General features: G+C 42.0%; 20 protein-coding genes and 3 pseudogenes. 14 read left to right on the top strand and 9 right to left on the bottom strand.

The features are described 5' to 3' along the window. Positions 1–66 precede the first annotated feature (66 nt). The 5 genes from ABIS04_RS17250 to arfB all read right to left on the bottom strand — a co-directional run bounded on the left by ABIS04_RS17250 (position 67) and on the right by arfB (position 2,778). On the bottom strand, positions 67–1,074 hold the full coding sequence (locus ABIS04_RS17250) for a class I SAM-dependent methyltransferase (protein ID WP_350431853.1): 1,008 nt from the start codon (positions 1,072–1,074) through the stop codon (positions 67–69). A gap of 78 nt (positions 1,075–1,152) precedes the next feature. Beyond that, positions 1,153–1,323 carry a DUF3859 domain-containing protein gene (locus ABIS04_RS17245; protein ID WP_371833609.1) on the bottom strand — a complete coding sequence of 57 codons (171 nt, stop codon included), beginning with the start codon at positions 1,321–1,323 and terminating at the stop codon, positions 1,153–1,155. A 222-nt stretch (positions 1,324–1,545) separates the two neighbouring features. Further along, positions 1,546–1,809, bottom strand: a complete 264-nt coding sequence (locus tag ABIS04_RS17240) for a DUF3859 domain-containing protein (protein WP_350431852.1) — start codon at positions 1,807–1,809, stop codon at positions 1,546–1,548. 3 nt (positions 1,810–1,812) lie between these two features. Further along, positions 1,813–2,256: a type II 3-dehydroquinate dehydratase gene (gene aroQ, locus ABIS04_RS17235; protein ID WP_350433469.1), complete on the bottom strand. Its 444-nt coding sequence runs from the start codon at positions 2,254–2,256 to the stop codon at positions 1,813–1,815. 105 nt (positions 2,257–2,361) lie between these two features. Continuing rightward, positions 2,362–2,778 (bottom strand): alternative ribosome rescue aminoacyl-tRNA hydrolase ArfB, encoded by a 417-nt coding sequence (gene arfB, locus ABIS04_RS17230; RefSeq protein ID WP_350431851.1) that lies wholly within the window; start codon positions 2,776–2,778, stop codon positions 2,362–2,364. A 324-nt stretch (positions 2,779–3,102) separates the two neighbouring features. On the opposite strand from arfB, the pseudogene ABIS04_RS17225 reads away from it, so the two are divergent. The 8 genes and pseudogenes from ABIS04_RS17225 (at position 3,103) to ABIS04_RS17190 (ending at position 10,760) form a co-directional block, all read left to right on the top strand. Then, a pseudogene (locus tag ABIS04_RS17225) lies at positions 3,103–3,469 on the top strand (STAS/SEC14 domain-containing protein). A 163-nt stretch (positions 3,470–3,632) separates the two neighbouring features. After that, positions 3,633–3,809, top strand: coding sequence for a DUF3012 domain-containing protein (locus ABIS04_RS17220; RefSeq protein ID WP_350431850.1), 177 nt, complete (start codon positions 3,633–3,635; stop codon positions 3,807–3,809). 44 nt (positions 3,810–3,853) lie between these two features. Further along, positions 3,854–4,264: a hypothetical protein gene (locus ABIS04_RS17215; protein ID WP_371833647.1), complete on the top strand. Its 411-nt coding sequence runs from the start codon at positions 3,854–3,856 to the stop codon at positions 4,262–4,264. A gap of 174 nt (positions 4,265–4,438) precedes the next feature. Next, positions 4,439–5,713, top strand: a complete 1,275-nt coding sequence (locus ABIS04_RS17210) for an efflux RND transporter periplasmic adaptor subunit (protein WP_350431848.1) — start codon at positions 4,439–4,441, stop codon at positions 5,711–5,713. A gap of 16 nt (positions 5,714–5,729) precedes the next feature. Further along, positions 5,730–8,932: pseudogene (locus tag ABIS04_RS17205) on the top strand (efflux RND transporter permease subunit). Between the two features lie 234 nt (positions 8,933–9,166). Further along, on the top strand, positions 9,167–9,541 hold the full coding sequence (locus tag ABIS04_RS17200) for a BlaI/MecI/CopY family transcriptional regulator (RefSeq protein WP_350431847.1): 375 nt from the start codon (positions 9,167–9,169) through the stop codon (positions 9,539–9,541). After that, positions 9,541–9,858, top strand: a complete 318-nt coding sequence (locus ABIS04_RS17195) for a hypothetical protein (RefSeq protein ID WP_350431846.1) — start codon at positions 9,541–9,543, stop codon at positions 9,856–9,858. The genes ABIS04_RS17200 and ABIS04_RS17195 overlap by 1 nt, the downstream gene beginning before the upstream one ends. Continuing rightward, positions 9,792–10,760, top strand: a complete 969-nt coding sequence (locus ABIS04_RS17190) for a M56 family metallopeptidase (RefSeq protein ID WP_350431845.1) — start codon at positions 9,792–9,794, stop codon at positions 10,758–10,760. The genes ABIS04_RS17195 and ABIS04_RS17190 overlap by 67 nt, the downstream gene beginning before the upstream one ends. A 99-nt stretch (positions 10,761–10,859) precedes the next feature. Here ABIS04_RS17190 and ABIS04_RS17185 read toward each other — a convergent pair whose 3' ends face one another. Continuing rightward, positions 10,860–12,068, bottom strand: coding sequence for a potassium/proton antiporter (locus ABIS04_RS17185; protein WP_350431844.1), 1,209 nt, complete (start codon positions 12,066–12,068; stop codon positions 10,860–10,862). A gap of 404 nt (positions 12,069–12,472) precedes the next feature. On the opposite strand from ABIS04_RS17185, the gene ABIS04_RS17180 reads away from it, so the two are divergent. From ABIS04_RS17180 to ABIS04_RS17170, 3 genes are all read left to right on the top strand, one after another. Next, positions 12,473–15,307, top strand: coding sequence for a hypothetical protein (locus ABIS04_RS17180; RefSeq protein WP_350431843.1), 2,835 nt, complete (start codon positions 12,473–12,475; stop codon positions 15,305–15,307). A gap of 85 nt (positions 15,308–15,392) precedes the next feature. After that, positions 15,393–18,077, top strand: coding sequence for a TonB-dependent receptor domain-containing protein (locus ABIS04_RS17175; RefSeq protein ID WP_350431842.1), 2,685 nt, complete (start codon positions 15,393–15,395; stop codon positions 18,075–18,077). A 235-nt stretch (positions 18,078–18,312) separates the two neighbouring features. Beyond that, positions 18,313–19,326, top strand: coding sequence for a hypothetical protein (locus ABIS04_RS17170; RefSeq protein WP_350431841.1), 1,014 nt, complete (start codon positions 18,313–18,315; stop codon positions 19,324–19,326). A gap of 157 nt (positions 19,327–19,483) precedes the next feature. Here ABIS04_RS17170 and ABIS04_RS17165 read toward each other — a convergent pair whose 3' ends face one another. Further along, positions 19,484–20,335 carry a hypothetical protein gene (locus tag ABIS04_RS17165; RefSeq protein ID WP_350431840.1) on the bottom strand — a complete coding sequence of 284 codons (852 nt, stop codon included), beginning with the start codon at positions 20,333–20,335 and terminating at the stop codon, positions 19,484–19,486. A 222-nt stretch (positions 20,336–20,557) separates the two neighbouring features. Beyond that, the gene (locus ABIS04_RS17160; RefSeq protein WP_350431839.1) at positions 20,558–21,151 is read right to left on the bottom strand and encodes a protein tyrosine phosphatase family protein; all 594 of its coding nucleotides are present in this window, start codon (positions 21,149–21,151) and stop codon (positions 20,558–20,560) included. 783 nt (positions 21,152–21,934) lie between these two features. Between ABIS04_RS17160 and ABIS04_RS17155 the strand changes: the two genes are divergently transcribed. Further along, complete coding sequence (locus ABIS04_RS17155) at positions 21,935–22,681, top strand: hypothetical protein (RefSeq protein WP_350431838.1); 747 nt, start codon at positions 21,935–21,937, stop codon at positions 22,679–22,681. 493 nt (positions 22,682–23,174) lie between these two features. Here ABIS04_RS17155 and ABIS04_RS17150 read toward each other — a convergent pair. Continuing rightward, positions 23,175–24,222 (bottom strand): annotated as a pseudogene (locus ABIS04_RS17150) (IS110-like element ISShfr7 family transposase). Positions 24,223–24,693: 471 nt separating this feature from the next. Here ABIS04_RS17150 and ABIS04_RS17145 point away from each other — a divergent pair. Continuing rightward, positions 24,694–25,335 (top strand): hypothetical protein, encoded by a 642-nt coding sequence (locus ABIS04_RS17145; protein WP_350431837.1) that lies wholly within the window; start codon positions 24,694–24,696, stop codon positions 25,333–25,335. Between the two features lie 39 nt (positions 25,336–25,374). After that, positions 25,375–26,331: a hypothetical protein gene (locus ABIS04_RS17140; protein WP_350431836.1), complete on the top strand. Its 957-nt coding sequence runs from the start codon at positions 25,375–25,377 to the stop codon at positions 26,329–26,331. The last annotated feature ends 248 nt before the right edge of the window (positions 26,332–26,579 follow it).

Here is a 26,579-nt window from a genome sequence, read left to right as displayed (position 1 = left end):
AACAGATACAATTCAGCCATCGTAAAGGTGGCTGAATGGTTTATACATATAATCAAATCATTATTGTTAATCTATGGTCAATACCACGATTTTTAATGGATGATTGTCATCAAATGCGGGAAAGTCTGGGTGGCAATCTAACCACAGAGTCGCGCTAACTTTACGGCCTTGTTTTTCTACGCAGCGTACAAGACTGTCGTACCATGCTTGGCGATCAACTTTAGCGACATTATTACAACAGACAATTTTACCGCCCACTTTTGTTGTTAATACTGCTGGTTTAAACAAGCCTTGGTAATCATTGACGAGATCGACAATCCCGAATGCGCTTTTAGCAAACCGTGGCGGGTCTAAAAACACTAAATCGAATTGAGTTGCGCGTAGTTTAGGGTATTTAGGCAGTTTTTGATTACGACGACCACCAATGGGTAAACCTGCTAATTGCCGCAGAGCTGGAAACGCATCACTTTGCACAAATTCACACACATCGGTGACATTGTTTAGCTCAGCATTTTTTTGCCCAGCCGCTAATGCAAATGATGAAAAGTCGACATTCATCACTCTACGAGCACCGCCCATCGCTGCAGCAGTACCAATACCGCAAGTGTATGAAAACAGGTTTAATACCGTCTTGTCTTGGCTATTGTCACAAACATATTCACGGCCGATACGCATGTCTAAAAATAACAGCGGGTCTTGACCTTCGTGGCGCAATTTGGAGGTAAAGGTAATGCCATTTTCATGGATAACTTGTTCTGATTGCGAGTAATCCTGGGCTTCGTTTCCTGCATTATTAACCACGCGAGAATGGCTGCCTGAACGATCGTTGTAAACGATATGGTAGTCTGCATGGGCAGTAAGTATGCTTGATATGTCTTCAAGTTGTTGCGCCGTTAACGTTTGATGAAAGGTTTGGATTAACCAAGCATCACCGTAACGGTCGATATTTAGGCCATTCTCACCTTCAACCGTGCCATGAAAAACTCGATAACAATCAGTATTATTTTGGTTAGCTTGCTCAAAAAAAGTGGCGCGCTTGGCTAATGCATCGGCTAAAGCAGCTGGAATAGTCATGGATACTCGCTAAATGGTGGGGCAATTGGCGCGGATTATAGCAAACATTTTGGCAGAGTGACGTTGCGACAGAGACTATTAATCTGGTAGATACACCTTAAAGGTTTTGTCGGCAATGATTTTGCCATTGAGTTCTAGTGTCATTCGCCAGTTACCTACCTTGCTACTTGTTGGTGCCCAAATGCAATCGCCGAGATAAAAGCGCCAATCATTTTCTTTAATCGATACCCAATCAACCTGACGATGCATGTTTCAGAGCTTCACCGTGTTTTCAATACTAGGCGCGTTAATGCGGTAATGTAGGTACCTTATAAATTAGCACAACAACGTAGTGGGAACACGGTGAAACTCCCAAGGGGCAAGTTTTACACGCGTTTATGCTGCGTTATTGATTTTGGAAAGGGAATAACCATTACACGCAATCAATGCCTTGCCTAAACGCGTGTAAACTCTTGCTGAAATCGAGCATCTTCAGGTTGATTGGGTATGAACCGTGCCATCAAACGGTGGGCGAACATTGCCGTCATCATCTGGAATATCTGGGTGGTATATACAGTAAGTGAGCACTTGATTCTTAGCTTTTTTGATCCGAGCAATAAAACCAAATTCGGTATCGATAATCGCAGGTACATGAACCGTGGCCTCTGAAAATCGCGGCAACTCATCACTTTGATTGTCCCATTGACTAAATATGCCACTGTAAATAATGCTCACGTCCGCTTTTAACTTACTCAAACCTTATCCTTTGGCGTTATCTTTTAGGTATTTTATTGCGGCTTGTAGCGCAAAATCATAGCCTTGCGCGCCTAGACCGCAGATAACACCTTGGGCTTTGTCAGAAAAATAAGAATGGTGTCTAAAAGGTTCGCGGGCATGTACATTTGATAAATGCACTTCAATAAACGGAATGGCTACGCCGAGTATCGCATCACGCAGGGCGACACTCGTGTGGGTAAACGCGGCTGGATTGATAATAATAAACTGTGCATCGGTCGCATGGATCGCATCAATAAGCTGGTGTTCAGCATTTGACTGAATGTGTTCTAAGGTTACGCCAACTTTACTCGCCGTATCAGTGAGATCGCTCAGTATAGTCGCTAAGGTTTGATGGCCATAATGCCCAGGCTCACGGCGACCAAGCAAATTAAGATTAGGGCCGTTAATAACTAAAATTTTGGCTATGTTGCTCTATGATACTTCCTGTGTGGTGGGCAATAAACTAAACACCTTCATTCTTACTGAAGATAAGCGATTGGTAAACCTCAAAATCCTCAGTTAAAAGGAAAATTAATAGTCTGACTTATTTTGACGCATGGCTTTGGTGGCACCACGTTGTTTTTTTGTTTCGATGCGTCGCGTTTGGCTGCCTTTGGTTGCTCGAGTCGGTATACGGGCTTTTTGCACAATACCGACACTTTTTACTAACTCGATAAATTGTTCTAACGCGGTTTGGCGATTAAAATCCTGGCTACGAGATTGCTGACACTTAATGATTATTTTTCCGCTTTTAGTTATACGGTGGTCAGCTTTGGCTAATAGCTTTTGTTGATAAAATTCTGGTAAAGATGACGAAGCAATATCAAAGCTGAGCTGGGCGGCGGTAGACACTTTATTGACATTTTGGCCACCAGCACCACTTGAACGAACAAACTGCCATTCAATTTCATTGTCTTGCAATATGACTCGTTGAGTTATTTGTATCATTCGGTTGTAGTGGTCCCCTTAAATTAGCTATTGATGAACATATCTGTGTGATTAATGTTTCTACAGCATGAGAATTTATTTTATCTTTCTAGTTTTTATTTTACCGTAGTCTCAGAATTTTTTCAGCCTTGTCTTATGTTGGCATTATTGGCGTGATAGATCCGTAATACTTGATCTAAAAAGTCTGACTAGCCTCTGAGTTATTAGATATTTAATGAAATGAATAGAATAGTTTTGTTATCATACGACCATTGCAGCTTTACACGATAACATCACCGTATAAAGTCTATTCTATGGCCTGATCACAAGGCTGGAGTTGCCGTTATGTTATGTCAAATCCCTGATATTACCAAAGGTGTCATTAGTTTATTTGTCAGTGGCCGTTTATCGGCACACGATTACCGAACTCATTTACAGCCCGCGATTAAGAGTTACCGAAAAGACTGGGACCAAGTGTGTCTTTATATTGAAGCCGATGTGTTATTAGAAAGGCTGGGAGTTTGGTTCACTCACTGGCAGTGGTGAAGTACAGTTACCCGAGTTTGATGCTTTAGTGTTTGTGGGCGGGCCTGACTGGGTCGGCAATGCGGTTAGGCTTATGGGACCGTTTATGCAAGGCGAAGTCGCATGGTTTTCATTAGAGCATAAACAAGATGCTGTAGCTTGGATTGCCAAACGATCTCATCGCTAGAAGTAATCTATTGGATTATTTTCTACTTTCATTGCTTATTTGGACAAAAACTTCCTATCATAAGCTCCACTTTGTAGTAAATTGTCAGCAATTACGGCAAAATTCATCTCGAAAGTTCTACTAACCCTAGTGTTTAGTTTATTATTTTAGGAAAAAATAGCTTATGTCATTATCAAAATTGTTAGCCGCGTCAAGTGCATTATTGTTAACCCTTAGCTTAACGGCATGTACGCCAGAAGTGGGTAGTGACGCATGGTGTAAGCAAATGAAAGAAAAAGACAGTGGTAATTGGACTGCCAATGAAGCCGCTGATTACGCTAAACACTGCGTATTTAAATAATATCGTTTAGGAGTGGGTGGTTGAGTCATACCGTTTTGCCTTTTATGGCTAATATAGCCAAGTTATTGATTGCTTTAGTACTACTGCAATTTGTGGGTGCCAATTTAGGTGCGCATCAATTACATGTGGGTAACAGCAATGAAGAGCAAAATAACCATCCACATCTTCAGTTTACTACCGAAGTGATAAGCCTTGTTGAGTGTGTCGATTGTGCTCGTGCACTTGACGGTTCATTGCTGCATTCGGTAAATGATGATCATCAGCATGCTGACAATGTTACCGATGTTGAGCAAGTTGATGTCTGTTTAGATTGTCAGTGTCATGGTGGTCATGTGACACTTGTTAAGCTTAACGATAATGTTATTAGTGAACATTTTCATGACCTTTTTGTCGATACTAAACTTAACTATTTACCTCCTGAGTCTTTCCCTACTTATCGCCCTCCTATCGTTTAATCCCTTTAAAACACGTTTTTACTGTTTAGCTTCACCTCTATATTCGCTGTTATTGTGCTAATGAATGCTTTTTTGCATTCCATCATGGCGTGATATCTCGCTTGAATGACGGTGGCTAAGCCTATTTCCGTTGATATTTATTGTCGACGGTCTAGATTGTTTTTAGGATTAACTATGAAAATCAAATCAGTCCCAGCACTACCTTTATTGGCAGCATTAAATGCCAACGCTATGTTGAGCCATTTAGTGAGTCGTGCTCAGTTAAATGTTGCGCCATGCACTCAGCCCCTCTCTCCGTCAAGCATTCGACAATATGACCGCACTAACTCCAGCGTTTTGCGGGCATTATTGTTCAGTGCAGCGCTATTGCTATCATTATTTGCACTGTCTAGTTCGCCTGTGCAAGCCAGCAGTGAATCAACAGAGGCCGCTCATCAAGAGTCGTTGTTAACCTTAAGTGCAGAGCAGCGCCAACTCGCGGGAGTGGAAGTGGCACAGTTAAGTGCGACCGCGTTTAATTTACAGGCTGTAGCCACCGCTCAGCTGGTTGTTGATAAAGACAAAACTATCACCATAGCGCCGCAATTAGATATGCAGGTGCTTAAGCGCCATGTGGTGCCAGGGCAACAGGTGCAAAAAGGCCAACCATTATTGACTATCGGCGGGGCAGATATTGCTGCGGCGCAAGCCGATTACGTTAATGCTGCAACGGAGTGGGATCGCATAAAGCGCATGAGCCAAGGAACGATTAGTGCCAGCCAGCTTATGCAAACCGAAGTCAACGCAGAGCTTAAACGTGCCATTTTACAGTCGGTAATGATGTCCACAAAACAGATAGCCGAGCTAGCAGCATCGCCAAGTTCAATTGGTCAGTTTCAGTTATTGGCTCCCATAAATGGTCGGGTTCAGCAAGATATTGCCACATTAGGACAAGTGCTAACCGCGGGCACACCTTTGATGCAACTAACCGATGAATCGTATTTGTGGGTGGAGGCAGAACTGACGCCATTACAAGCAGATCAAGTCAACATGGGCACCGATGTTTTGGTGCGAGTGGGAAGCCGTACTCGAGAGGGTGTCATTATTGGGCGTTCGCATGAAATTAACTCGCAAACCCGTACTGAGCAAGTATTAGTGCGTATGGCAAACCCAGGCCATGACTTACATGCTGGCGAGTTTGCCGAATTATACCTTGCAGCAAATCAAGGGGCTGAGCCGCTTGGATTTATTGTGCCAGATGCGGCGTTAACACGCGGTGGTGATGGTGATTGGCAGGTGTTCATAGAGCAAGACGGTGGGTTTAGTGCAGTAGAGGTTTCTGTGGTGGAGCGTCAACGCGGACTGAGTTTTATTCGTGGTTTAGTACCACAAACTCGCGTTGTTGTATCTGGTGCTTTTTTCTTAGCATCTGAGCAAGCCAAATCTGGCTTTGATATCCATAACCACTAAGCGCTAAGGCATCAAAATGTTATATAAATTAATTGAGATTGCCGTTGAAAGCGGTTATTGGTGTTACTTGGATTACTGGCCACTGTGGTGGCATCGGTATTCATGTTACCGAAATTAAATCTAGATGCGTTTCCGGATGTCACCAATGTGCAGGTGACCATTAATACTGAAGCGGAAGGTTTGGCGGCAGAAGAGGTCGAGAAGCTGATTAGCTATCCTGTCGAATCGGCAATGTATGCATTACCGGCGGTGATCGAGGTGCGTTCATTATCACGTACTGGCTTATCGTTAGTGACCGTGGTGTTTGCCGAAGGTACCGATATTTATTTTGCACGTCAGCAAGTGTTTGAACAACTGCAAGCTGCAAAAGAGTCGATTCCTGCGGGTGTTGGCACCCCTAAAATTGGCCCGAATACCTCTGGTTTAGGGCAAATTTATCAATACATTTTAAGGGCGGAACCCGAAACCAATATCAACGCATCTGAGCTGCGTAGCTTAAATGACTATTTAGTGAAGTTGATATTAATGCCGGTGAGTGGTGTGACTGAAGTGCTGTCATTTGGCGGCGAGGTGTTGCAATACCAAGTGCAAGTTGATCCCAATAAACTGCGCAGTTATGGCTTGTCGATGACCCAAGTTAGCCAAGCATTGGAAAGTAATAATCGTAATGCAGGTGGTTGGTTTATGGACCAAGGCCAAGAGCAATTAGTGGTCCGAGGTTATGGTTTGTTGCCCGCTGGCGACGCTGGCATACAGGCCATTGCCGACATTCCGTTAACCGAAATCAATGGCACGCCAATAAGAGTGGCCGACATTGCTAATGTGGCTTTTGGTAGCGAAATAAGAGTCGGTGCAGTGACCATGTCGCGTAGGCAAGCAGCGGCTAATGGCTCGTCATCCGAGGTGCAAGCCCTAGGTGAAGTGGTTGCAGGCGTTGTGCTTAAACGCATGGGTGCCAATACCAAAGCCACTATTGATGACATTAATTCTCGTATTGGTTTAATTGAGCAATCCTTGCCAAAAGGAGTGTCATTTGAGGTGTTTTACGACCAAGCGGATTTAGTCGATAAAGCAGTCACAACTGTAGTTGAAGCGCTATTGATGGCCTTTGGTTTTATCGTGATTATTTTGGCACTCTTTTTAGTTAATATTCGCGCCACATTGTTGGTGTTGCTGTCGATCCCAGTGTCGATCGGGATAGCGTTATTGATCATGGCCTATTATGGAATGTCAGCTAATTTAATGTCTTTAGGTGGTCTTGCTGTTGCGATCGGTATGCTAGTTGATGGCTCGGTGGTGATGGTCGAAAACATCTTTAAACATGTTAGCGGCGAAACTGGCGCCAACCAATCAGCTGAAGCTCATGTTGATAGTGATGTTGACAGTGAATCTGATTCACAAACCCAAAGCATGGCGATTAGGATCATGCTGGCGGCAAAAGAAGTGTGCAGTCCTATCTTCTTTGCAACAGCGATTATCATCGTAGTATTTATGCCGTTATTTGCCCTAGAAGGTGTAGAGGGAAAATTATTTCAACCTATGGCCGTGAGTATTATTCTCGCCATGATGGCGGCATTAGTGGTGGCGTTATTTGCGGTGCCTGCATTGGCGGTGTTTCTATTTAAACGCGGTATTGTGGTGCGTCAAAGCAAGGTGTTGGCCCCCATTGACGCAGTCTATCGACGAGTACTCACTCTGGTGCTATCAAGTCCTAAATCGGTGATGTTAGCTGCAGTTGTTTTGTTTGCTGCAAGCATGCTGTTATTACCAAAACTGGGCACTGAATTTGTGCCTGAATTAGAAGAGGGCACCATCAACTTACGGGTGACACTAGCGCCTACAGCCAGTTTGGCAACTTCGGTTAACGTTGCGCCTAAAATTGAAGCCATGCTGCTTGAGTTTCCCGAGGTGGAATATGCGTTAAGTCGAATCGGGGCTCCCGAACTTGGCGGCGACCCTGAACCTGTGAGTAATATTGAAATATATATTGGTCTTAAGCCGATAGAGCAATGGACATCGGCAAGTTCGCGCTTTGAGCTACAGCGTTTGATGGAGCAACGGCTAGCTAGCAATATTTCCAGGATTATTGTTAACCTTCTCACAACCGATTGCTACTCGAGTCGATGAGTTGTTATCGGGCGTTAAAGCGCAGTTAGCGATTAAGATATTTGGTCCAGATTTGAGCATCTTGTCGGAAAAAGGTCAGGTGTTAACCGATTTAGTCGCTGCCATTCCTGGGGCGGTTGATGTGTCGCTAGAACAAGTCAGCGGTGAAGCTCAGTTAGTGGTTCGACCTAAACGTGAAGTACTCGCTCGCTATGGTATAAGCGTCGATGAAGTCATGAGTTTAGTCACTCAAGGTATTGGTGGTGCCAGTGCAGGACAAGTGATTGATGGTAATGCTCGTTATGACATTAATCTGCGATTAGCAGCGCAATATCGTAATGCGCCAGATGCGATTGAAGACTTGCTACTCAGTGGTGCTAATGGCGCGATTGTACGCTTGGGCGATCTCGCTGATGTGGTGATTGAAATGGCACCGCCGAATATTCGTCGTGACGATGTACAGCGCCGAGTAGTGGTGCAAGCCAACGTATCGGGGCGTGACATGGGTTCGGTGGTCAATGATATTTATGCCATTGTGCCGCAAGCGGACTTACCTGCTGGCTATACGGTTGTGGTGGGCGGCCAATATGAAAACCAACAACGGGCACAGCAAAAGCTAATGTTGGTGGTGCCCATTTCTATCGCACTTATTGGTTTATTGTTGTATTTCTCGTTTGGGTCACTCAAACAAGTGGCATTGATTATGGCTAACGTACCATTGGCATTAATCGGCGGCGTAGTGGCTTTATATGCCACCGGCACCTATTTGTCGGTGCCCAGTTCAATCGGCTTTATCACCTTGTTTGGTGTTGCTGTGCTGAATGGTGTAGTGCTGGTGGACTCGATTAACCAGCGCAGACAATCATCAGATGAAAGTCTGTACGACAGTGTTTATCAAGGCACGGTAGGGCGGTTACGTCCGGTGTTAATGACGGCACTCACCTCTGCATTGGGCTGATCCCTATCTTGTTATCATCTGGTGTGGGCAGTGAAATTCAACAACCATTAGCGGTGGTGATCATTGGCGGCTTGTTTAGCTCAACTGCTTTGACTTTACTGGTGTTGCCGACGGTTTATCAGTGGTTGTATCGAGATAAGTTATTATCGAAATAAACTATCATTTTATAAATTATATTGTCATAAACTATCATAAGCATAAAGCCAATTAGCTAAATAACATTTCAATCTTAAGCCTAATCATCCGATTAGGCTTTTTCATTTTCATTCGTAAATCGCTCGAAAATAATACTTGCGTATTTAGGATTACAGTTGTAATTTAAATAGGTGGATTACATCTGTAATCCATTTCTAACCTAACAAGTTCTAACAACAAATGAGCGGTATCGCATGAAAGAAATCAGCAATAGTGAATTAGTCGTGTTGCAGCAGCTTTGGCAGCAGTCGCCATTGACCTCGAGTGAAGTGGTTGATGCGTTAGAGCAAAGCCATGACATGCATGAAAAAACGGTTAAAACCTTGCTTAATCGTTTAGTCAAAAAACAAGCCGTCAGTTTTGAAAAACAAGGCAGGGTTTACCATTACTCACCATTAATAGCTCAGCAGGACTATACCGTTAAAGAATCGCTTTCTTTTGTGGAACGCATGTTTGCTGGCAAGTTAACCCCATTGGTTGCCGGTTTTGCGCAAAAGAACAAGCTGTCGGCAGAAGATGTCGCCGAACTGCAAACCTTACTTGATGATTGGCAAAAGGAACAAAAGTGATGATTAATTGGTTTATGGAACAAACCATCTCATTGAGCGTGGTGTGTCTGGTATTACTGTTATTGCACCGGTTGTTATTGTCTAAATTTGGGGCGCATTATACTTATTTTATGTGGATATCCGTGCCACTGTTAATGATTGCCGATTTACTGCAAATGATATTACCGCACCACTTTAGCTGGTTTGGTAGCAATAACGCAGCTTCAATCATCCAGCAGTATTATGTGTTTGCTAGCGCGATACCGCTGCGTTGTCGTCAGGCTTACTTGATAGGTTATACCTGCCTTATCTCTACGGTGCGGTTATCACGTTATTAGTCGCTAATATCATTATGGAATACGGCTACCTGCAACGGTTAATCCAACATGGGCGTCAGCTAGATATTCCTTCTGTAAAGCTTAACGTATTAGTCCATCCAGATATTGAATCACCTATGTTAGCAGGGTTTATTGCTCCCAGTATTTTAGTGCCAATAAGCTTTACATTACTCGATGAAAGCCAGCAGCAGGCCATTATTCAGCATGAGGTTTATCACTATCAACGTGGTGATTTATGGGCAAATATCCTGGCTTATGGATTAACCGTATTGTTTTGGTTCAATCCGTTGATGTGGCTGAGTTATCGCCGATTTAGGCAAGATCAAGAATTGTCATGCGATGCACAAGTCACTGCTAACATGAAAGCCAAAGCTAAAATTGCCTATAGCAGAACTCTATTGGCTTATTCACAGCATGCGCCGTTGAGCATGTTACACACCCATTATGGGGATAAAACCATCTTAAAAGAGAGGATCTTACAGATGAAAAAGCAACATGGAAAAAGCACCTTAGCGTTGATTGGCATGACATTAGCTATTGGCGTTAGTGCCTTTATGTTTAATCAGCAGGTATTTGCAGGTAATAATATCAGCGTTGAAAACAAAACCGACTCTATGGCAATGCCGGTGATAAGAATTGAGCCTAGCTATCCGATTAATGCAGCTAAAGAAGGGCTTAATGGCTATGTTCAAATGTCATTTGATATCAGTTCAAATGGCAGTGTTGGCAATGTTAGAGTGACTAAGTCGTCGCCAAAGCAAGTGTTTGATGCATCGGCTGTTGAGGCGCTTGAACAATGGAAGTATCAACCCTCAGCAACTGGGTTTAAAGACCTACAAGTACAGTTAGACTATGTGATCCATCAGCCAGAGAAATCAGTTGAGAGAATCACCGTAAAATAAACAATATCAAAGATACTGAAAATGATTCAATGCCTCATTGCTATGGGGCATTGAATCATTTTTATCGTTCAGGATTTTTGATCAATCCTCAAGCTAACATTATTCTTTTGGCGGTTTAGGTTTTAAATTAAGCCCTAGTTTATTGGCCAGCGGTTCAATTGCGGTCCCCTGGATGATGACTGAGAACAACACGATGAAAAACACCATGTGGATCATTTCTCGTGACCCTTCAACCCCGGCAGCGGCGGGAATGAGCGCAAATACGATTGGGGTAGCACCTTTAAGGCCTATTGCTGATACAAACAAACGCTTGCGCCAATTAACCTGTCTAAAGGGCAAGTAACATAGTTGTACCGCTAAGGGGCGTGCCACGACAATTAATAGAATGGCAGGTAATAAAGACATCATGAATACTGGGAGTAGTTGTTGTGGGAATATTTGCAAACCTAGAATAATAAACATCAACGACTGAGCTAACCAGGATATGCCATTAAAAAAGTGTTTACTGATTTCGGCACCTTTCTTTAAATAGTTACCGATGATCACTCCTGCAATATAAACCGCAATGAGTTCATTACCACCCAATATTTCGGTGCTTGATACTGTAATGGCGAACGTAGCTAAAATAAAAACCGGAATAAGTCCAAATTCAGGCAGTTTAATGCGATTAAGTGCCCAAACGGCCATTTTACCCATTAATAAGCCCATTATTGTGCCGACACCAATTTGTTGAATAAGGCTAGTAAGTATTGAAAAAGTCGTGGGAGCACCATTGGCACTATTGAGAATATAATCAGTGAGCATGACCACCATTAGTAAGGCTACAGGGTCATTGGTAGCCGATTCGAATTCTAAAATAGTCCCTGTTCCGTGTTTTAATTTAAGCTTTTTTGACTCTAAGATTGAAAATACTGCCGCGGCATCGGTCGATGAAACCACTGCGGCAAATAACATGCAGGTAATAAGATTAAAATCGAGTAGTGCATTTAAGATAAAGCCAAAAATAACGGTGGTAAAGATCACGCCAGCAGTAGACAACATGCCGCCTTCTTTCCAGGCAAAACGAATGTGGTTCATTGGAGTATTAAGCCCACCAACAAAGACTATGGTGTTTAACGCGAGGGTGCCAATAACCGAGGTAAGTTGTAGATCATCATAGACAAAACCAAACTCACCATTACCAAAAGCGAGGCCTACGGTCATGAAAATCAATAGAGAGGGTAAACCCAAGGTTTTAGAAGGGTGATGGAGTAAAATGCCTATGGCGATAAGGATGGATATCCCTAAAATAATAATATCTAATGGCATATAGGTACTCCTAAGCTAATGAAGACGGTACTAAATGGCTATTTTAGCATTAAATTAGTCCAACTACGTTTTATAAGCATTTTTTAATCGTTAACCTCTATGAGGGTTAACGAATGAGATAAGTAAGTTGAAATCAAAATATTTAGCATTTTCTGTTATTTGTTCTGTGTTAATCATCCTGTTTTGTTACATTCACAATGATAACGTTGTTTTTTTGTCTATTTTGTTAAAATATTAAGCCTATCTAAACTTCCTCTAAGCCGCAGCCACATTGAATTTGCATATTTCTGCAATGTTACTGAAATGTGAGTGTCATATAAGCGCAGTCTTTTTGTCATTTTTGCAGGTTAATTTGTCATCCAGCCGATTTACTCACACGCTTATATCCGTCCTCGGAGATGATAATGGAACTGAAAAATATTTTTAAACTCACTGCGCTTTCTACTGCTCTTGCAGCCACATTAGGGCTCGCTGGTTGTGGTGGTGATATCAATATCAATGCGGGTAGCGAAACTGTTACACCGACTACGCCAACAACTCCAACTACACCCACTCAGACAGAACAAGAAAAATCATACAGTGGCTTTGCAACTAAAAGTACCGCAATTGCCGCGGTTGATGGCAAAGAAGTTTGGATATTAGAGGGTACGTTAGCGCCTTCTACTGCAGCATCATCGATTACCACTGGTGGCCAAGATGGCGACAAAATAGTGTTAGGTAACGATGTTGTATGGCAACTTGATGGCGCAGTAATAGCTGGTGGCGACAATGCCGACGCTGTTGAGTTATCTATTTTACCTGGCACCAAAATTTTAGGTGGCAGTGATTCATATTTAGTGGTCAGTCGTGGTTCAAAAATCATGGCAGAGGGTACTGCAACTGCTCCAATCGTATTTACCTCTGTTGAGACAGCACTTGGTGAAGAAGGTAAAGCTGGCCAATGGGGCGGTTTAGTGTTGCTGGGTAATGCGCCTGTTAATACTTGTCCTGATTTAACCAATTGTTCAGCATCTTTTGAAGTCGGTAATCACAGCTACGGCGGTAACGACACTGAAGACAATTCAGGTTCAATAAAATATGTACGTGTTGAGTTTGGTGGTTTCAAAATCAACGATACCCAAGAAATGAACGGTATCAGCTTTGCAGGTGTAGGTGCGGGAACTGAAGTTGACCATGTGCAAGTTCACATGAATAACGATGACGGTTTTGAATTTTGGGGTGGCAATGTTTCAGTTTCAAATATCGTACTGACTGAAAACTTTGATGACTCATTAGATTGGACAAACGGTTGGCAAGGTAGTGCACAGCACGTTTATATTCGTCTGGCAGATAATGCATCTAACCGCGGTATTGAAGCCGACAGCAACAGTGATGCTAGCGCAGTGCCTATGTCAAAACCGACATTAGCTAACGTAACGGTTCAAGTGGCTAACGGCACTAATAGTGGCGGTGACGATGCTGAAGGTATTTTATTCCGTAAAGGTACTGGCGTTAATGCTTATAACATCCTCGTTAAAGGTGATGTTGATTCTGGCGAATGTTTAGAGGTTAACGACGACAACACGGTTAACAACGCTAACACTGCAGAATTGACCATGCAAAACAGTTTAATAGACTGTGTTGAACCGTTTAAAAGTGCTAAAGCTGATGCTGCAGAAGGTCGCACGTTGGCATTAGATGTTGAGGCTTGGTACAAAGGCCAAGACGGTAACCTAGTTGCAGCGTCTGATTTAACTGATTACAAGCCTAACTCATCCTCAGTTGCCCTAACCGGTGGTAAAGCAGATTTAGCTAACCTTGATGATCGCCTAGTTGATGCTGAATATATTGGCGCATTTGACGGTACTAACGACTGGACTACAGGTTGGACTACGGCTATTCATGATGACGTAGCTCCTGTGGTGACTGAATTACCTGTATTGACGTCTTGCCCTGTAGGCACTACAGCTTCAGCGGCGACTGATGGTTTATACAAAGACTCATCTGTTACGTTAATTTGTACCCTTGAAGGTAATGTGTTGAGCAACACCACCTTACTTGCTGGTCAAAACGTGATGTACAAAATTGATGGTGGCGCAGTGCTTGTTGGTGCTGACAAAACAACATCTGCAACATTAGCCATTCAAGCTGGCGCTAAATTATTTGCTACCTCTAACAGCTATATTGCCGTTAGCCGTGGTTCAAAAATTATGGCTCAAGGCAGCGCTGAACATCCAATCGTAATGACATCTGAAGAAGATATGATTATGGGTGCAGAAGGCGAGCGTGGTCAATGGGGCGGCTTAGTTATTCTCGGTAATGGTTTAACCAACAAATGCCCAGATAAAAATGCTTGTGATGCCTCGTTTGAAGTCGGTGACTTTCCCTATGGTGGTAACGATAATGCCGATAACAGCGGTCAAATCAGCTACGTAGTGATTAAGTATGCTGGCTTTAAAGTGAATGATACCCAAGAAATGAACGGTATCTCATTTGCGGCAGTCGGAAGCGGAACTCAAGTTGACCATATCCAAGTACATGCTAACGGCGACGATGGCGTTGAGTTCTGGGGTGGTGCCGTTAACTTGAAATATGTCTACCTAACTGAAAACTTTGATGACAGCTTAGATTGGACTAACGGTTGGACAGGTAAAGCACAGTTTGTTTACATCACCCATGAAGATGGCAATGCAAACCGTGGTATTGAAGGTGACAGCCATAAAGGTGCAACTGATACCCCTGTATCTGCGCCAATGTTAGCTAACTTCACTATTTTACCGGGTACAGATACCGAAAATGCTAGTGGCGATAAAGGTGAAGGAATCTTACTTCGTGTTGCTACAGCAGGTGAGTTATACAACGTACTAGTACAAGGTCGTAAAGGCAGTACCGGCACCACAGAAACGGGTGAGTGTTTAGAGCTAGATGGCACTTATGCTGGTTTAGTTGACAACGTAAACAACTCAACTCTGACCATGTCTCACTCCATTATCGACTGTAATGAGCCATTTAAATACAGCTCAGATAATACCGCTACAGCAGATGCTGTAAATGTAGAAACTTGGTTCTTAGGCCAAGACGGTAACTCTACAGCGGCAGTCACTATTACTGACGGCATGCCAGCAGCGACCGATACAACGCTACTGGGTAATGGTAAAGACTTAAGCACAGAAGATAGCTTCTTCGAATCAACCAACTTTATTGGTGCATTCGATGGCCAGACTGACTGGCGTCAAGGTTGGGCTTACTTTCCACAGTAACCTCCTTGATAACCTAAATCTGTGACCTATTAATAGCCGCTCGCAAGGGCGGCTATCTCTGAACCGCATACAGGATAGTATAAGTATGAAAACCAAGCCGAGTTTTACCGTTAATAAGTTAAGCCTTGCCATTCTCTCTGTTATTTCTGCGGCGACATTATTAACAGCTACTCCCGTATACTCGCAAGAACCAGAACCTGCACGTGACCCAGGTGAAGTGATTCCGATTGAACCGATTGAAGTGATATCAGTCACAGGGCGTTTACGTAGCTCAGCATCAGAAGCTACCGAAGAACGTCGTGAGCAAATTGCTGTAGCCGATATTATGGGCTCAGAACAAATTTCAAGAACCGGTGACGGTGACGCAGCCGCCGCGCTTCGTCGTGTTACGGGGTTAACCTTAAAAGATGGCAAATTCATTTATGTTCGTGGTCTGGGTGAGCGTTATTCAAGTACCTCGCTTAATGGCGCGACAGTGCCATCGCCAGATCCAACTCGTAACGTGGTTCCACTAGACATGTTCCCAGCATCGATTATTGAATCGTTATCAGTGCAAAAGTCAGCGTCTGCCAATTCGCCAGCAGCCTTTGGTGGCGGACACGTTGATATTCGTACTAAATCAATACCAGCGGACTTCTTTTTTAAAGCGTCAGTGGGCGGCCGCTATAACACCAATGACTCAAATGACAGCTACACCTACAATGGTGGTGGCGATGATTGGACCGGCCAGGACGATGGCACTCGCAGCATGCCGAGTAGTATTAATAATACCATCGACCAATATGGCGGTATCAGCCCAATTGATATGGTAAGTGGCTCAAATGGCGGCTTAGATTATTCCGCGGCACAACAAGTTAACCGTGAGTTGGCGTTAGATATGTATCGCGACATGACGGTACAAAGCCAAAGCACAGACCCTGCAATACGCGGTAATATTGCCATTGGTGATCGTTGGGACATTACTGACGATATTATCTTTGGTGCGTTATCGGCCGTGTCATACAAGAAACAAGCTGAAAACTATACCAAACGTGAAGTTGAACTTGACGGTGACAGTAGCCAGGTTCAAGTTGAAAACCAAAAAGACATTGTGGGTACTGACTCAATTGTACAAGTATCTGGCATGCTTAACTTAGGCTTAGAGATTGGTTACAACCATAAAATCGAAACCTTTACCACTTACTTGCAAGACACCTCTGATGATGTGTCGATAGGGCTTGAAGAAACCATTGATACCTTGGGTGAACCTAATGCACTGCAAGTTTACTCAATTGATTACGAAGAACGCACCTTAATTAGCAACCAGATTAAAGGCCATCACTTTATTGAGTTGTTAAATGATGCAGAGTTTAGCTGGAAGTTTTCAGACGCGCGCTCAGAACGCTATGCGCCTAATGAAGTGTCATATACCTACAATGTTATTTTAGATGATAACAACCAGTTATTATCGCGTAACCTTAATACCCAAGATGCACCAAAGTATGTCTACAGTCGCTTAGAAGACGACAGCCAAAACTATGGCTGGGACTTTATGTATCCGATTAATTTTGACGATGCAGTGGTTAAACTCACTACCGGTTATGAATACTTTGAGCGGACTCGCGAAAGCTATGCCACCCGTTTAGGGTTTGATGTTGATTTAAGTCCAACAGATCCTAACGGCGGTATTTTAGCCGGTGATTTTGATGAGATTTTTTCTGACGAAAACATTACTAACAATACCCTAGGGCTAGAACTTAAAGACGCATCAACCGATACCGAAGACTACATTGCAGCAGAGAAAAATGATGCCGCCTTTGTTAGTGTCGACATCGACTTTAATGATGTATGGCGAGTTTATGCTGGTTTGCGTTACGAAGACTTCCGTCGAGTTACATTGCCTATCGACCCAGAAGGTGAAATCTCTGACGAAGGCGGTCGTTACGACTTAACCGACTATGCTATTGCCGAAGATGGATGGTTTCCGTCGTTATCAATAACGTGGAAACAAACCGATACTACCCAATGGCGCTTAGGAGCAAGTAAAACCATAGTGCGACCAGACTTACGTGAAGTGTCGCCAGTGCGATTCCAAGATCCAGTTACTGGTTTTGACTTCTTCGGTAATCCAGAGCTTGAAAGCTCAGACATTCTTAACCTCGATTTACGTTGGGAATACTACTCAGATTCGGGCAACAACTTCAGCATGGGCGCATTCTACAAAGATGTAGACGCACCGATTGAACCGATTCAACGTATTTCAGAAGCAGGTCGTCAGCTTAAGTTTTATAACGCTGAGTCTGGCTACGTGTACGGTCTTGAAACCGAGTTTTTACAAGAACTTGAGTTTTTGGGCGGCGCAGATAGTATTTGGCAAGACTTCTTTGTTGCCGGTAACCTAACTGTTGGCGACTCAGAAATCGATATCGCTGCCAATGGCGAAATCGACCCAACGAATAACACTCGTCGTATGACAGGGCATTCGCAATGGGTAGCCAACTTACAGTTAAGTTACGACTCGTCAGACAGTTATCACAGTGCCACATTAGTGTATAACGTGTTTGGTGAACGCATAGCTTATGGTGGCCGAGGTGGCTTGGATGACGTATTTGAAAAACCATTCCATAGCCTAGATTTTACCTATACTTTATTCCCGAGCACGAGCACCACGGTGAAGTTAAAAGCGAAGAATATTTTAGGTGAAACCACTGAGTACCAACAACAAGATATTGAAGTGTATGCCAAAGACCCAGGCACAGAATTTACCTTACAATTTAGCTACGAGTATTAATACGCGCTAGCAATAAGGTTAAAAATTCACTGATGTTTAGGCGATTTATATATTATTTCAATCACTAAAACTTATTAAGGCCACTTTCTTTTAAACAAAGAGCGTGGCCTTTTTGTTTGTCACGTCATTCATCCCAGAGATTGTGAGTCTTTTAGTTAAATCAATCTTTTTGAAAACATTGTTGTTAGAATACGCCTACTTTTTTTGTAAACAGCAGTCCGAGTGAATAACCATTATGTTTAAGCCTTCTTACCTGTTTTTATACTTAATATTGGCTATCTCAACCAGTGCATGCGCTATGCCAACGGGCATGACTCAAGCGGGCAGCATTACTGCACCGTCTATTGACGAAGCCAGCGGATTGGCAGTATCACGTATTAATGATCACATATTGTGGACGCATAACGACAGTGGCGACACAGCAAGGTTATTTGCTATCGATACTCAAGGAAACCAACTGGCAACAGTTAATATTGAAGGGGTAACAAATATCGATTGGGAAGATATTGCCTCATTTACGCTGCATAACCAGTCTTACTTACTGATAGCGGATATTGGTGATAACCACGCTAAGCGATTGCAGTATCAATTACACTTGATCAAAGAACCTGATTTGAGTCAATTACATGGCAATAATGTGCTGTCAGTGAAACCCAGTTGGAGCATGACATTTACCTATCCAGATGGCGCTCACGATTGTGAATCAGTGGCAGTTGATGTTGCCAAGCAAAAAATACTGCTACTGACTAAACGCGATGATTTACCAATATTATATTCATTGCCATTAATCGACCCGTCATTAGGCCAAACTGAAACCAATCATTCAACTGACTCTTTAGCTACTCATGCAACGAATACTCTAACTACTCATTCATCCGTTCAAAAGTTTAATCAGCAAGCCAAAAGGTTGGGTGAAATAGCGCCGTTACCAACCGCTATGCGCGATTACACCAGTATATACACTTGGATTGGTTATGCAGGAAAGCCCACCGCTATGGACATCTCTGCAGATGGTTTATCGGCCGTGGTGTTAACTTATACTCACGCGTTCTATTTTACGCAAACACAGCCAGGCGATTGGTTAAGCTTGTTTGCTACCCAGCCACAGCAGATATCATTACCAAGCATAAAACAAGCTGAAGCGGTGAGTTTTAGCCAAGATGGCCAGAGTATTTATATCACTTCTGAACGACTGCCAGCCCCTTTGTATAAAGTAGATTTGCAGGGTGATAAGATACTGAAACAGTAGTAAATCAATTTGTAGGTTATTGATGCTTGGTTTAATACTGATGCTTGGTTTGATACTGATGTGTAACGTCTTCGAACCATTATTTTCGTAAGCTCGAAAATAATGATGGTGGAGACAAGTTCTGCCCCCACCGATCGTTTAACTGGCCAAATCTTAATTATTGATATAGATTTTTAGCGATGATAGTTAAATCTTCTTGTCCCTGTAAATCGGGATACTCGGTATTCATATTTTTAACGAATATCTCAGCATCAGCAGAGTCAGCAACAAGTTGCTTCATTTTTTTAAAATAGGTTATTTGAAAATCTAAGTCTGCAGCAGTTGCTTTGCCAAAACCATGTGAACCCAATAATAATGTATAGCCAGCTTGTTTCGCTTTGGCTAAATCCATTAACGCACCATCAATTGAAGCTTTTTTTTTAATCATATGATAAGAAGCATGAAACTCTTTTGACGGTGAAAAATGTTGGTAATATACCTTATCGTCAATCGCAATATTCACCCCAGGCATTCCCGGCATAGAAGTTGGCTCTAGTCGATAACTCACGCCATCAACATTAAACATTGTCGTTGCTTCAACCACTTCATCAAATTTCACAACCTCTGTATCAATCGAGTTATTATACTTTTTGCCGAAAAATTCAATCATTCCTTTAGCCGCTTCGGATTGCATAAAGGCTTCCATTGGCCGAGGAATGACCTTGTCTTCATTCTCATAAACCTTTAATCCCAATGCGTGAAATGACACCAGTACTTTCTCGATAGGTTTGCCCAACTGTTGAGTGTATTGAACAAACTCTTCAATGTTGTTTGTAAAAACCTGAGGCTCTATCACGACCAATTTTTTATCAGTTTCTACGATAAAACTGACATCTGCCATCGGGTCAAATGACGCATAGGTATGTAAGGTAAAATTTTCAAATTTATCGGTTGAGAACTGCGCCGAAGGTTGGGCAAAACTAAAAAATGAAATCGCAGACAGTGCGACAGACAAGATTACTTTATTCATAATTCACTTTCCTGTATTAAAATATTTTAGATTATCTAAAAATTACTGGAAATGAAGAGTGAATATGGGCAGAAAAATGGTGAAAATCGAACTCTAAGGACGAATTGTTACCTGTAACGATAATTCTGGATGTTTTTCAGACAAACATCAACTCGTTAGAGACTACAGATTATTCAAACACCAATCCCCCAGTCAGGCTGCCATAGTTAAATATTTTCTATTCTATTTTCTAGTTTGATATTGCTGTTTAACGTCTTTAATCAGTTGTTGCCATTGAGGATATTCGGCAAAGCTTTGTTGTAAGTCGCCCCAAGGTGTTAGTGCTTCTGCCATCGTCGGCGCGTTGTTTTGGCGAGTTTGATACAAATAATAAAATGCAGAGGCACGGTAATTAGCGGCGCAATGGACCAACACTGGTACATTACCGTTTTGCTCCATGAGGCTAAAAAATTGCGCTACATTTTCTTTGGTAGGGTGCTGCCAGTCCACGCTAATATTGTGATAATTCATGCCGAGTTGCGTCACTATTTGCTGCTCATTTTGTAATGCATGCGGGTTTTCATTGGGAATGAGATTAATCACGGTTTTAATGCCCGCTTGAGCAAGCTGTTTAAATTGCTGTTCTGTGGGTAAACCCGAGGTAATCACTTGTGAGTTGTTAAATTTAACCGCTTTTATGTCACCCAGTTTACTGGTGTCGATATACGCTGTACTTTCCGCACTATTCACTCCCACACTGTATATTCCCGCACAGAAAAACAAACAACACATTAATATGCTGGTGGACAGTAGACGATAACGTTGCAGTATATTCATGTGATCCCTTGGCTTGATTTGATACCAGATAACGCGTGATGAGTTTTTTACTCTGTTCAAGTTAACGGCACCATTAATGATAGTCAAATGTGATGAAAATTTTGGATTGGCTGCTAACCAATAAAATTTATTCTGACGCCATTTATTTCAAACGAAAAAGAACACAAAGCGCTTTGTCGCGTACCATAGGAAGCACGCCGTTCGTTTGCTAGAAAATATGCACGTAATTAAAAAGCGAACTTAAGTCGTACGGTGAGGAAAATAGAATAATTCTAATTTATTGATATTGTTTAATTTAATTTTTTAACATTTAATGCCGACACTTTTAACGCGCAATCCAAGTTTTATATCTGAGGCTAAGGGGCATTTAATTGCTTTACATCAATGAGATAGAGAATGTAGGATGATATAAATCAATAACTTAAATGGTCGGCTTTATTGGGCGAGGCGTTCAATAAGCTGTTGAACTAAGCCGCTGCGCGGAGCCAAATGAGGCTTCAATTGAGTACATAATCCTCATTGAAACCGTTAGGCTTAAAGATGTAAGATAGAAAAATATGATGAAAAGGAATTTCAATGAAAAACTTACCCACTACTCAATATCAACAGACCCAAAACTGCTCTGTAGCCCATAGCCAGCATCAAAAAAAGCAAATTCCTATAACATGAAGTATGCCAATTAAGTTGGACTAGGCATCGGCCAAGTCCAACAAGCGATTTATGCCCTGCAAACAGCGCAACGCATAAATACTAAAACGTTATGTTTCAAAGGAAACTCAGTAATTGAAATTTGAAGACATTAAGCCAGAAGTTTATGGAATAATTTTTGGCATATTCTCGCTTGCATTGGGATATTTTCTCCTTGAATTGGCGATTTCAGTTTTCCATTCAGGGGCGGTACAAGGTTATATAAAGAAGCTTGCCTCAGGAGAGGCCGACCTTCTACCAATACCAGTATTTATGGCGCTAGTTCTTTTTGTCGCACGAGAAATATTGGATTCAATAAAAAAACGGAAGGCTGAGTTGCGGAAAATTAAAGCATACAAACAGTTAATAGCAGAAGAGCTAGAGCTGAATTATGGTGCCTATTTATCGCTAGAAGGCATTTTCTCGGAGCTAGAGGAAAATAAGGAAGAGTGGGATGGTGGTATTTATGAGGCAAAGTTCAAAGAGGCCGGAAATCTCTATGTACATGTCACTCACGATGATCGGTTAGTCATGGCTTCCCCTGCAAGAAAACCATCAATGGTGCAACACGACAAGATCCTAGTTAATGTTGCAGAGCTCGACATTAACTTCTACGAAAAGCTTCAATGTGGTTATTTGAAAGTTATAGAGCTTAACCACCTTTATGACTCACTGATAAAAGGGCTTAAGGCTAGCGACTTCGATGAGCCTTTTCCTCATACAATCACAAAAAGTGGTTTTCTTGGTTACGCTTTGAATGAATGCGAAAGGATTTACAGTGAGCTAAATGATCTTTATCTATTTTGTACAGGCCGTAAGCTTGAAAAAAGCCGTCTCAGATAAACATAACACATATGAGCCTTCCGCCAGTCAATAGGCGAGCCTAACTTATTTGACTGCTTTTGCAGTCAAATTAAAATCAATCAACAAATTCATCTACTTCGTCTGTCATTTAGCTGTCAAATCGTCGTTTACAGCAAACACATATAGAGGCTCTCTTAGTGCGATCTTATCGCTGCCTGACGCTTTTCATTCCTTTGAAATATCAGGGGCACTAGACATTTATCGGTTAACCCTAAGATGGCACTATTCAAGTCTCAGGTGCTTTATGCACAGTTAGTTTCAGGCTCATTTAAGGTGTAAACGACTTTGTTGATTGCATTCATTAATGCGCGCCAATAAGGTGTCTAATCAAGGCGATGTAGCTTAAATAGCATTTGGCATAGTGATGATGGTGAGAAGTCATTGCTTCATTAGCCACATCATTCACGGTCATGCTCGCTTCTCTTTTTCAAAGAGTATCTAGTTAGACGTTCAGCTCACCTTATTGCGCGACTTATCCTTTTAAGAATCGTTGTTCATCAAACACCGTTTTGTTCTTTAACATGAAATAAACACAGCGGCCAAGCTTATGTGCCAGTGCAGATAATAATGCTTTAGCTTTACTCATTCGTTTTTGTAATCGATTAAGGTAGTTACGTGCTTTGTCATTGCCTCGCAGATAAAGTACCGCAGCTTCTGAGAACGCCCATTTCAAATGAGCATTACCGATTTTATTACCGTTAGTACCGTAGGTTTTACCGGCTGACTCCGCTTTACATTTGACTAATCGAGAGTATGACGCAAACTTTTGTACTGACTCAAATCTGCTAATATCGCCGATTTCATACAGGATAGTCAGCGATAAAATCTTACCAATACCAGGTACCGTTTTCAGTAATTCTAAATAGACGGGATTATGGTTTTTGGCTTGTTTTTCGATGAACCATTCAACCTGTGCGAGTTCCTTTGCATAACAATCAAGGAGTGCCATGTCTAAATCGATATTTCGTTGTACGATAGGATCTTGATATTGCTCGCGTAGTTTTTGTCTTGCTGAAATATTTTTAAGATTTAACTCTGTCGCAGGCAAGTTGTATTGACTGTTTGGTGTTAACCACGTGGCCTTTGAGCATCGCACCGTGACGGACAATCTTCATTCGTCGACGTAACAAGTCGCGTGCTGCGCGCATTTCACTCGGATAATCGTACGCTATGGGGAAGTTGCCACCACGCAGTAATGTGGCAATTTTAAAGGAATCGACTTTATCATTTTTAGTTTTACCACCGTGGATCGCCTTCATATAAAGCGCATGGCCTAAGATAAAATCAATTCCCAGTTCAGCACACCAATCTGACACCCAGTACCAGCAATGCATACACTCAACCCCGACAATTACATTGCCGATATAGGGTTCTAGAATGAGTAATAAGTCATCTTTGCTGGCACCTATCTTTTTGTGAGCAACAACTTCCCCTTTAGAATCAATGATGCAGACGTAAAGTAAACGTGCATGTAAATCAATACCACAGTAGTATGGATGTGAGTTATTATAAAATCTCATTGAGCTTTCTCCTGTTGGTTTAGTCACCTTAAGCATACCGCTGATGCGGCTTGCTAGGGAGAGGGCTCAATAAGTATCAAGCAGCGCTAGTGGGACAAATTTCCGCTGCGCTCCAAGTTTTCCCCTTCGCTGGGCGTTGAACTAAGCCGCTGCGCGGAGCCAACAGAGACTTCAATTGAGTACATAATCCTCATTGAAACTGTTAGGCTTAAAGATGTAAGATAGAAAAATATGATGAAAAGGAATTTCAATGAAAAACTTACCCACTACTCAATATCAACAGACCCAAAACTGCTCTGTAGCCCATGGCCAGCATCAAAAAAAGCAAATTCCTATAGCATGAAGCATGCCAATTAATATGGGCTAGGCATCGGCCAAGTCCAACAAGCGATTTATGCCCTGCAAACAGCGCAACGCATAAATACTAAAACGTTATGCAGCACTTGGAACCTTACTCGTTAGGAGTTATAGATGGATGAGAAGATAGTTATCGGGTTATTTGGCGTTGTCTTAGGCTTCTTTCTGAATTTCTTTAAGGACATATTCACAGCTCGGCGAACTCGCAAGAGGGAAGCAGAGTACCTCGCAATAAGAATGATCTGCATCTTTGAATCTTTTATGGATAGTTGTGCTGCTGTAGTTGGAGATGACGGGCTATATCATGGGCAAACAGATGAAGATGGTTGCCATCGTGTACAAGTGGAAACTCCAGAGCTGGATGTAGAGTTAAAAGATGTAAATTGGAAATCCTTCTCACCGCAGTTAATGTACGAAATACTCTATTTTCCAAGTTTAGTAAAGGAAGCGAACAGCTTTATATCTAGTACATTTGAGTTTGCAGCAAGTCCTCCAGATTTTTTCGAGGGTTTTGAAGAGCGTCAGTATCAATACTCAACTCTTGGACTTAGAGCTGCTGAAATTACTCAGAAACTTAGAAAACAGTACAATATACCGAAAAATCACATAACAAGTTGGGATATGGTCGAGTACATGCTAAATGAGAAAAAGAAGATTAATAAACTTCGGCTAGATAGAAATAAAGCTCACGAAGAAAGGAATGCATCATTGCATAACAAGTCAATGCAACCGACCGCTGACGCGTCGGTTGATTGAAGCGTTATAGGGCTTGGAGTTCTCTCGAGGTATCTGCACATGATAAATCCAAATAAACTAATCACAATTGATGATGATGATAATCGTGCTCTCAAAAATTGCGAAATGGAAAAGGTATTACAGACACTATTCTCATTGGTGAGTACTAATAGAAACGAAAGCAAGATGCTGTACCGTGGTGTTAGCTATGATTTTTTATCAGATCGTTTATCTAAAAACGATGAAAACATCGATGATAAAACAATAGCTAACCGTCTATTTTATTTTGGAGAAAAAGCTCAGCACTTTAGGAACGAAGCTATTAATAGAAAGTGGCTAAATGACATTTCTGATATTAGTAATAAAACTGCAAACAAAATATTCGACAGACTGTCAAATCTTAGTAAATCAAAAAATAGTAACGTTACTTCGTTTGTCAATTCAAACTCTTCTTTCTTTGAATTCTTTTCAGATAAAGCTAATAAAGCCGTCTTTTCCGATATGATTAATGAACTTGGCGTTGTTGCGCGTGATTACTATTGGGCTGTACTTCATACTGCTGGTCATATTGGTACTAATGGGAAGTCAATTTCGATTTCGACTTCTCGGAGTATTAGACAAGCAATAAGTTTCTCTGGAAAACGAGATACTCGAAGGTATGTAATATTTACAATAAATAGAACAGATCATCGAACTAAAAAGCGATTAACTAATGAAATTTCTAGGTTTCATGTGCCGGTTTTACCGATGAGGTCTTCAATTTACCAAGCCCAAAAAGAAGAAACCCTTAAAGCTGGGCTTTTTCCTCATGACATCGTCGGGTTATATTGTGTTCATACGAAGCAATTAATATTAAACCCGCATATGTTCAGCCAACTTAATGAAAAAGTGAACATTGCCATGAAGCCTTTAATTATTGACCAATCGCATTTTAATGAACGGCTACATGACTTAACAAACTATTCATCTTGGTTTCATACCTTTGACCGAGAAGAATATTTTGAAACAGTAGCTTAGCCCTATAACTAAGGTGAATTAACATGGCCACCCAAAATAGTTGGCGAAATAATAGACAGTAAACTAGGCTTTATTTACCCTTCCTAAATGGTATTTGAAGATGGCCAGACCAAGACAGACAATTGTTAGTTTAGATTACACACCTTCTCTTGAAAATAGAGAGTAGTCACTGTTGTACACGAGTAGTGCGTAAGGCATTTTTGTGTGGTATTGATAATTCAACCTGTGAGAACTTTGAGCATCGGCGT

This window comes from Shewanella sp. H8 (assembly GCF_040285065.1).
Taxonomy (GTDB): domain Bacteria; phylum Pseudomonadota; class Gammaproteobacteria; order Enterobacterales; family Shewanellaceae; genus Shewanella; species Shewanella polaris.
This window is presented reverse-complemented; position numbering and strand designations above follow the sequence as displayed.

What these genes read in the sequence shown, in the direction of transcription:
- ABIS04_RS17250 (WP_350431853.1), bottom strand. Translation starts at nt 1,074, where the DNA reads ATGACTATTCCAGCTGCTTTAGCCGATGCATTAGCCAAGCGCGCCACT.
- ABIS04_RS17245 (WP_371833609.1), bottom strand. Translation starts at nt 1,323, where the DNA reads ATGCATCGTCAGGTTGATTGGGTATCGATTAAAGAAAATGATTGGCGC.
- arfB (WP_350431851.1), bottom strand. Translation starts at nt 2,778, where the DNA reads ATGATACAAATAACTCAACGAGTCATATTGCAAGACAATGAAATTGAA.
- ABIS04_RS17220 (WP_350431850.1), top strand. Translation starts at nt 3,633, where the DNA reads ATGTCATTATCAAAATTGTTAGCCGCGTCAAGTGCATTATTGTTAACC.
- ABIS04_RS17215 (WP_371833647.1), top strand. Translation starts at nt 3,854, where the DNA reads ATGGCTAATATAGCCAAGTTATTGATTGCTTTAGTACTACTGCAATTT.
- ABIS04_RS17210 (WP_350431848.1), top strand. Translation starts at nt 4,439, where the DNA reads ATGAAAATCAAATCAGTCCCAGCACTACCTTTATTGGCAGCATTAAAT.
- ABIS04_RS17200 (WP_350431847.1), top strand. Translation starts at nt 9,167, where the DNA reads ATGAAAGAAATCAGCAATAGTGAATTAGTCGTGTTGCAGCAGCTTTGG.
- ABIS04_RS17195 (WP_350431846.1), top strand. Translation starts at nt 9,541, where the DNA reads ATGATTAATTGGTTTATGGAACAAACCATCTCATTGAGCGTGGTGTGT.
- ABIS04_RS17185 (WP_350431844.1), bottom strand. Translation starts at nt 12,068, where the DNA reads ATGCCATTAGATATTATTATTTTAGGGATATCCATCCTTATCGCCATA.
- ABIS04_RS17180 (WP_350431843.1), top strand. Translation starts at nt 12,473, where the DNA reads ATGGAACTGAAAAATATTTTTAAACTCACTGCGCTTTCTACTGCTCTT.
- ABIS04_RS17175 (WP_350431842.1), top strand. Translation starts at nt 15,393, where the DNA reads ATGAAAACCAAGCCGAGTTTTACCGTTAATAAGTTAAGCCTTGCCATT.
- ABIS04_RS17170 (WP_350431841.1), top strand. Translation starts at nt 18,313, where the DNA reads ATGTTTAAGCCTTCTTACCTGTTTTTATACTTAATATTGGCTATCTCA.
- ABIS04_RS17165 (WP_350431840.1), bottom strand. Translation starts at nt 20,335, where the DNA reads ATGAATAAAGTAATCTTGTCTGTCGCACTGTCTGCGATTTCATTTTTT.
- ABIS04_RS17160 (WP_350431839.1), bottom strand. Translation starts at nt 21,151, where the DNA reads ATGAATATACTGCAACGTTATCGTCTACTGTCCACCAGCATATTAATG.
- ABIS04_RS17145 (WP_350431837.1), top strand. Translation starts at nt 24,694, where the DNA reads ATGGATGAGAAGATAGTTATCGGGTTATTTGGCGTTGTCTTAGGCTTC.
- ABIS04_RS17140 (WP_350431836.1), top strand. Translation starts at nt 25,375, where the DNA reads ATGATAAATCCAAATAAACTAATCACAATTGATGATGATGATAATCGT.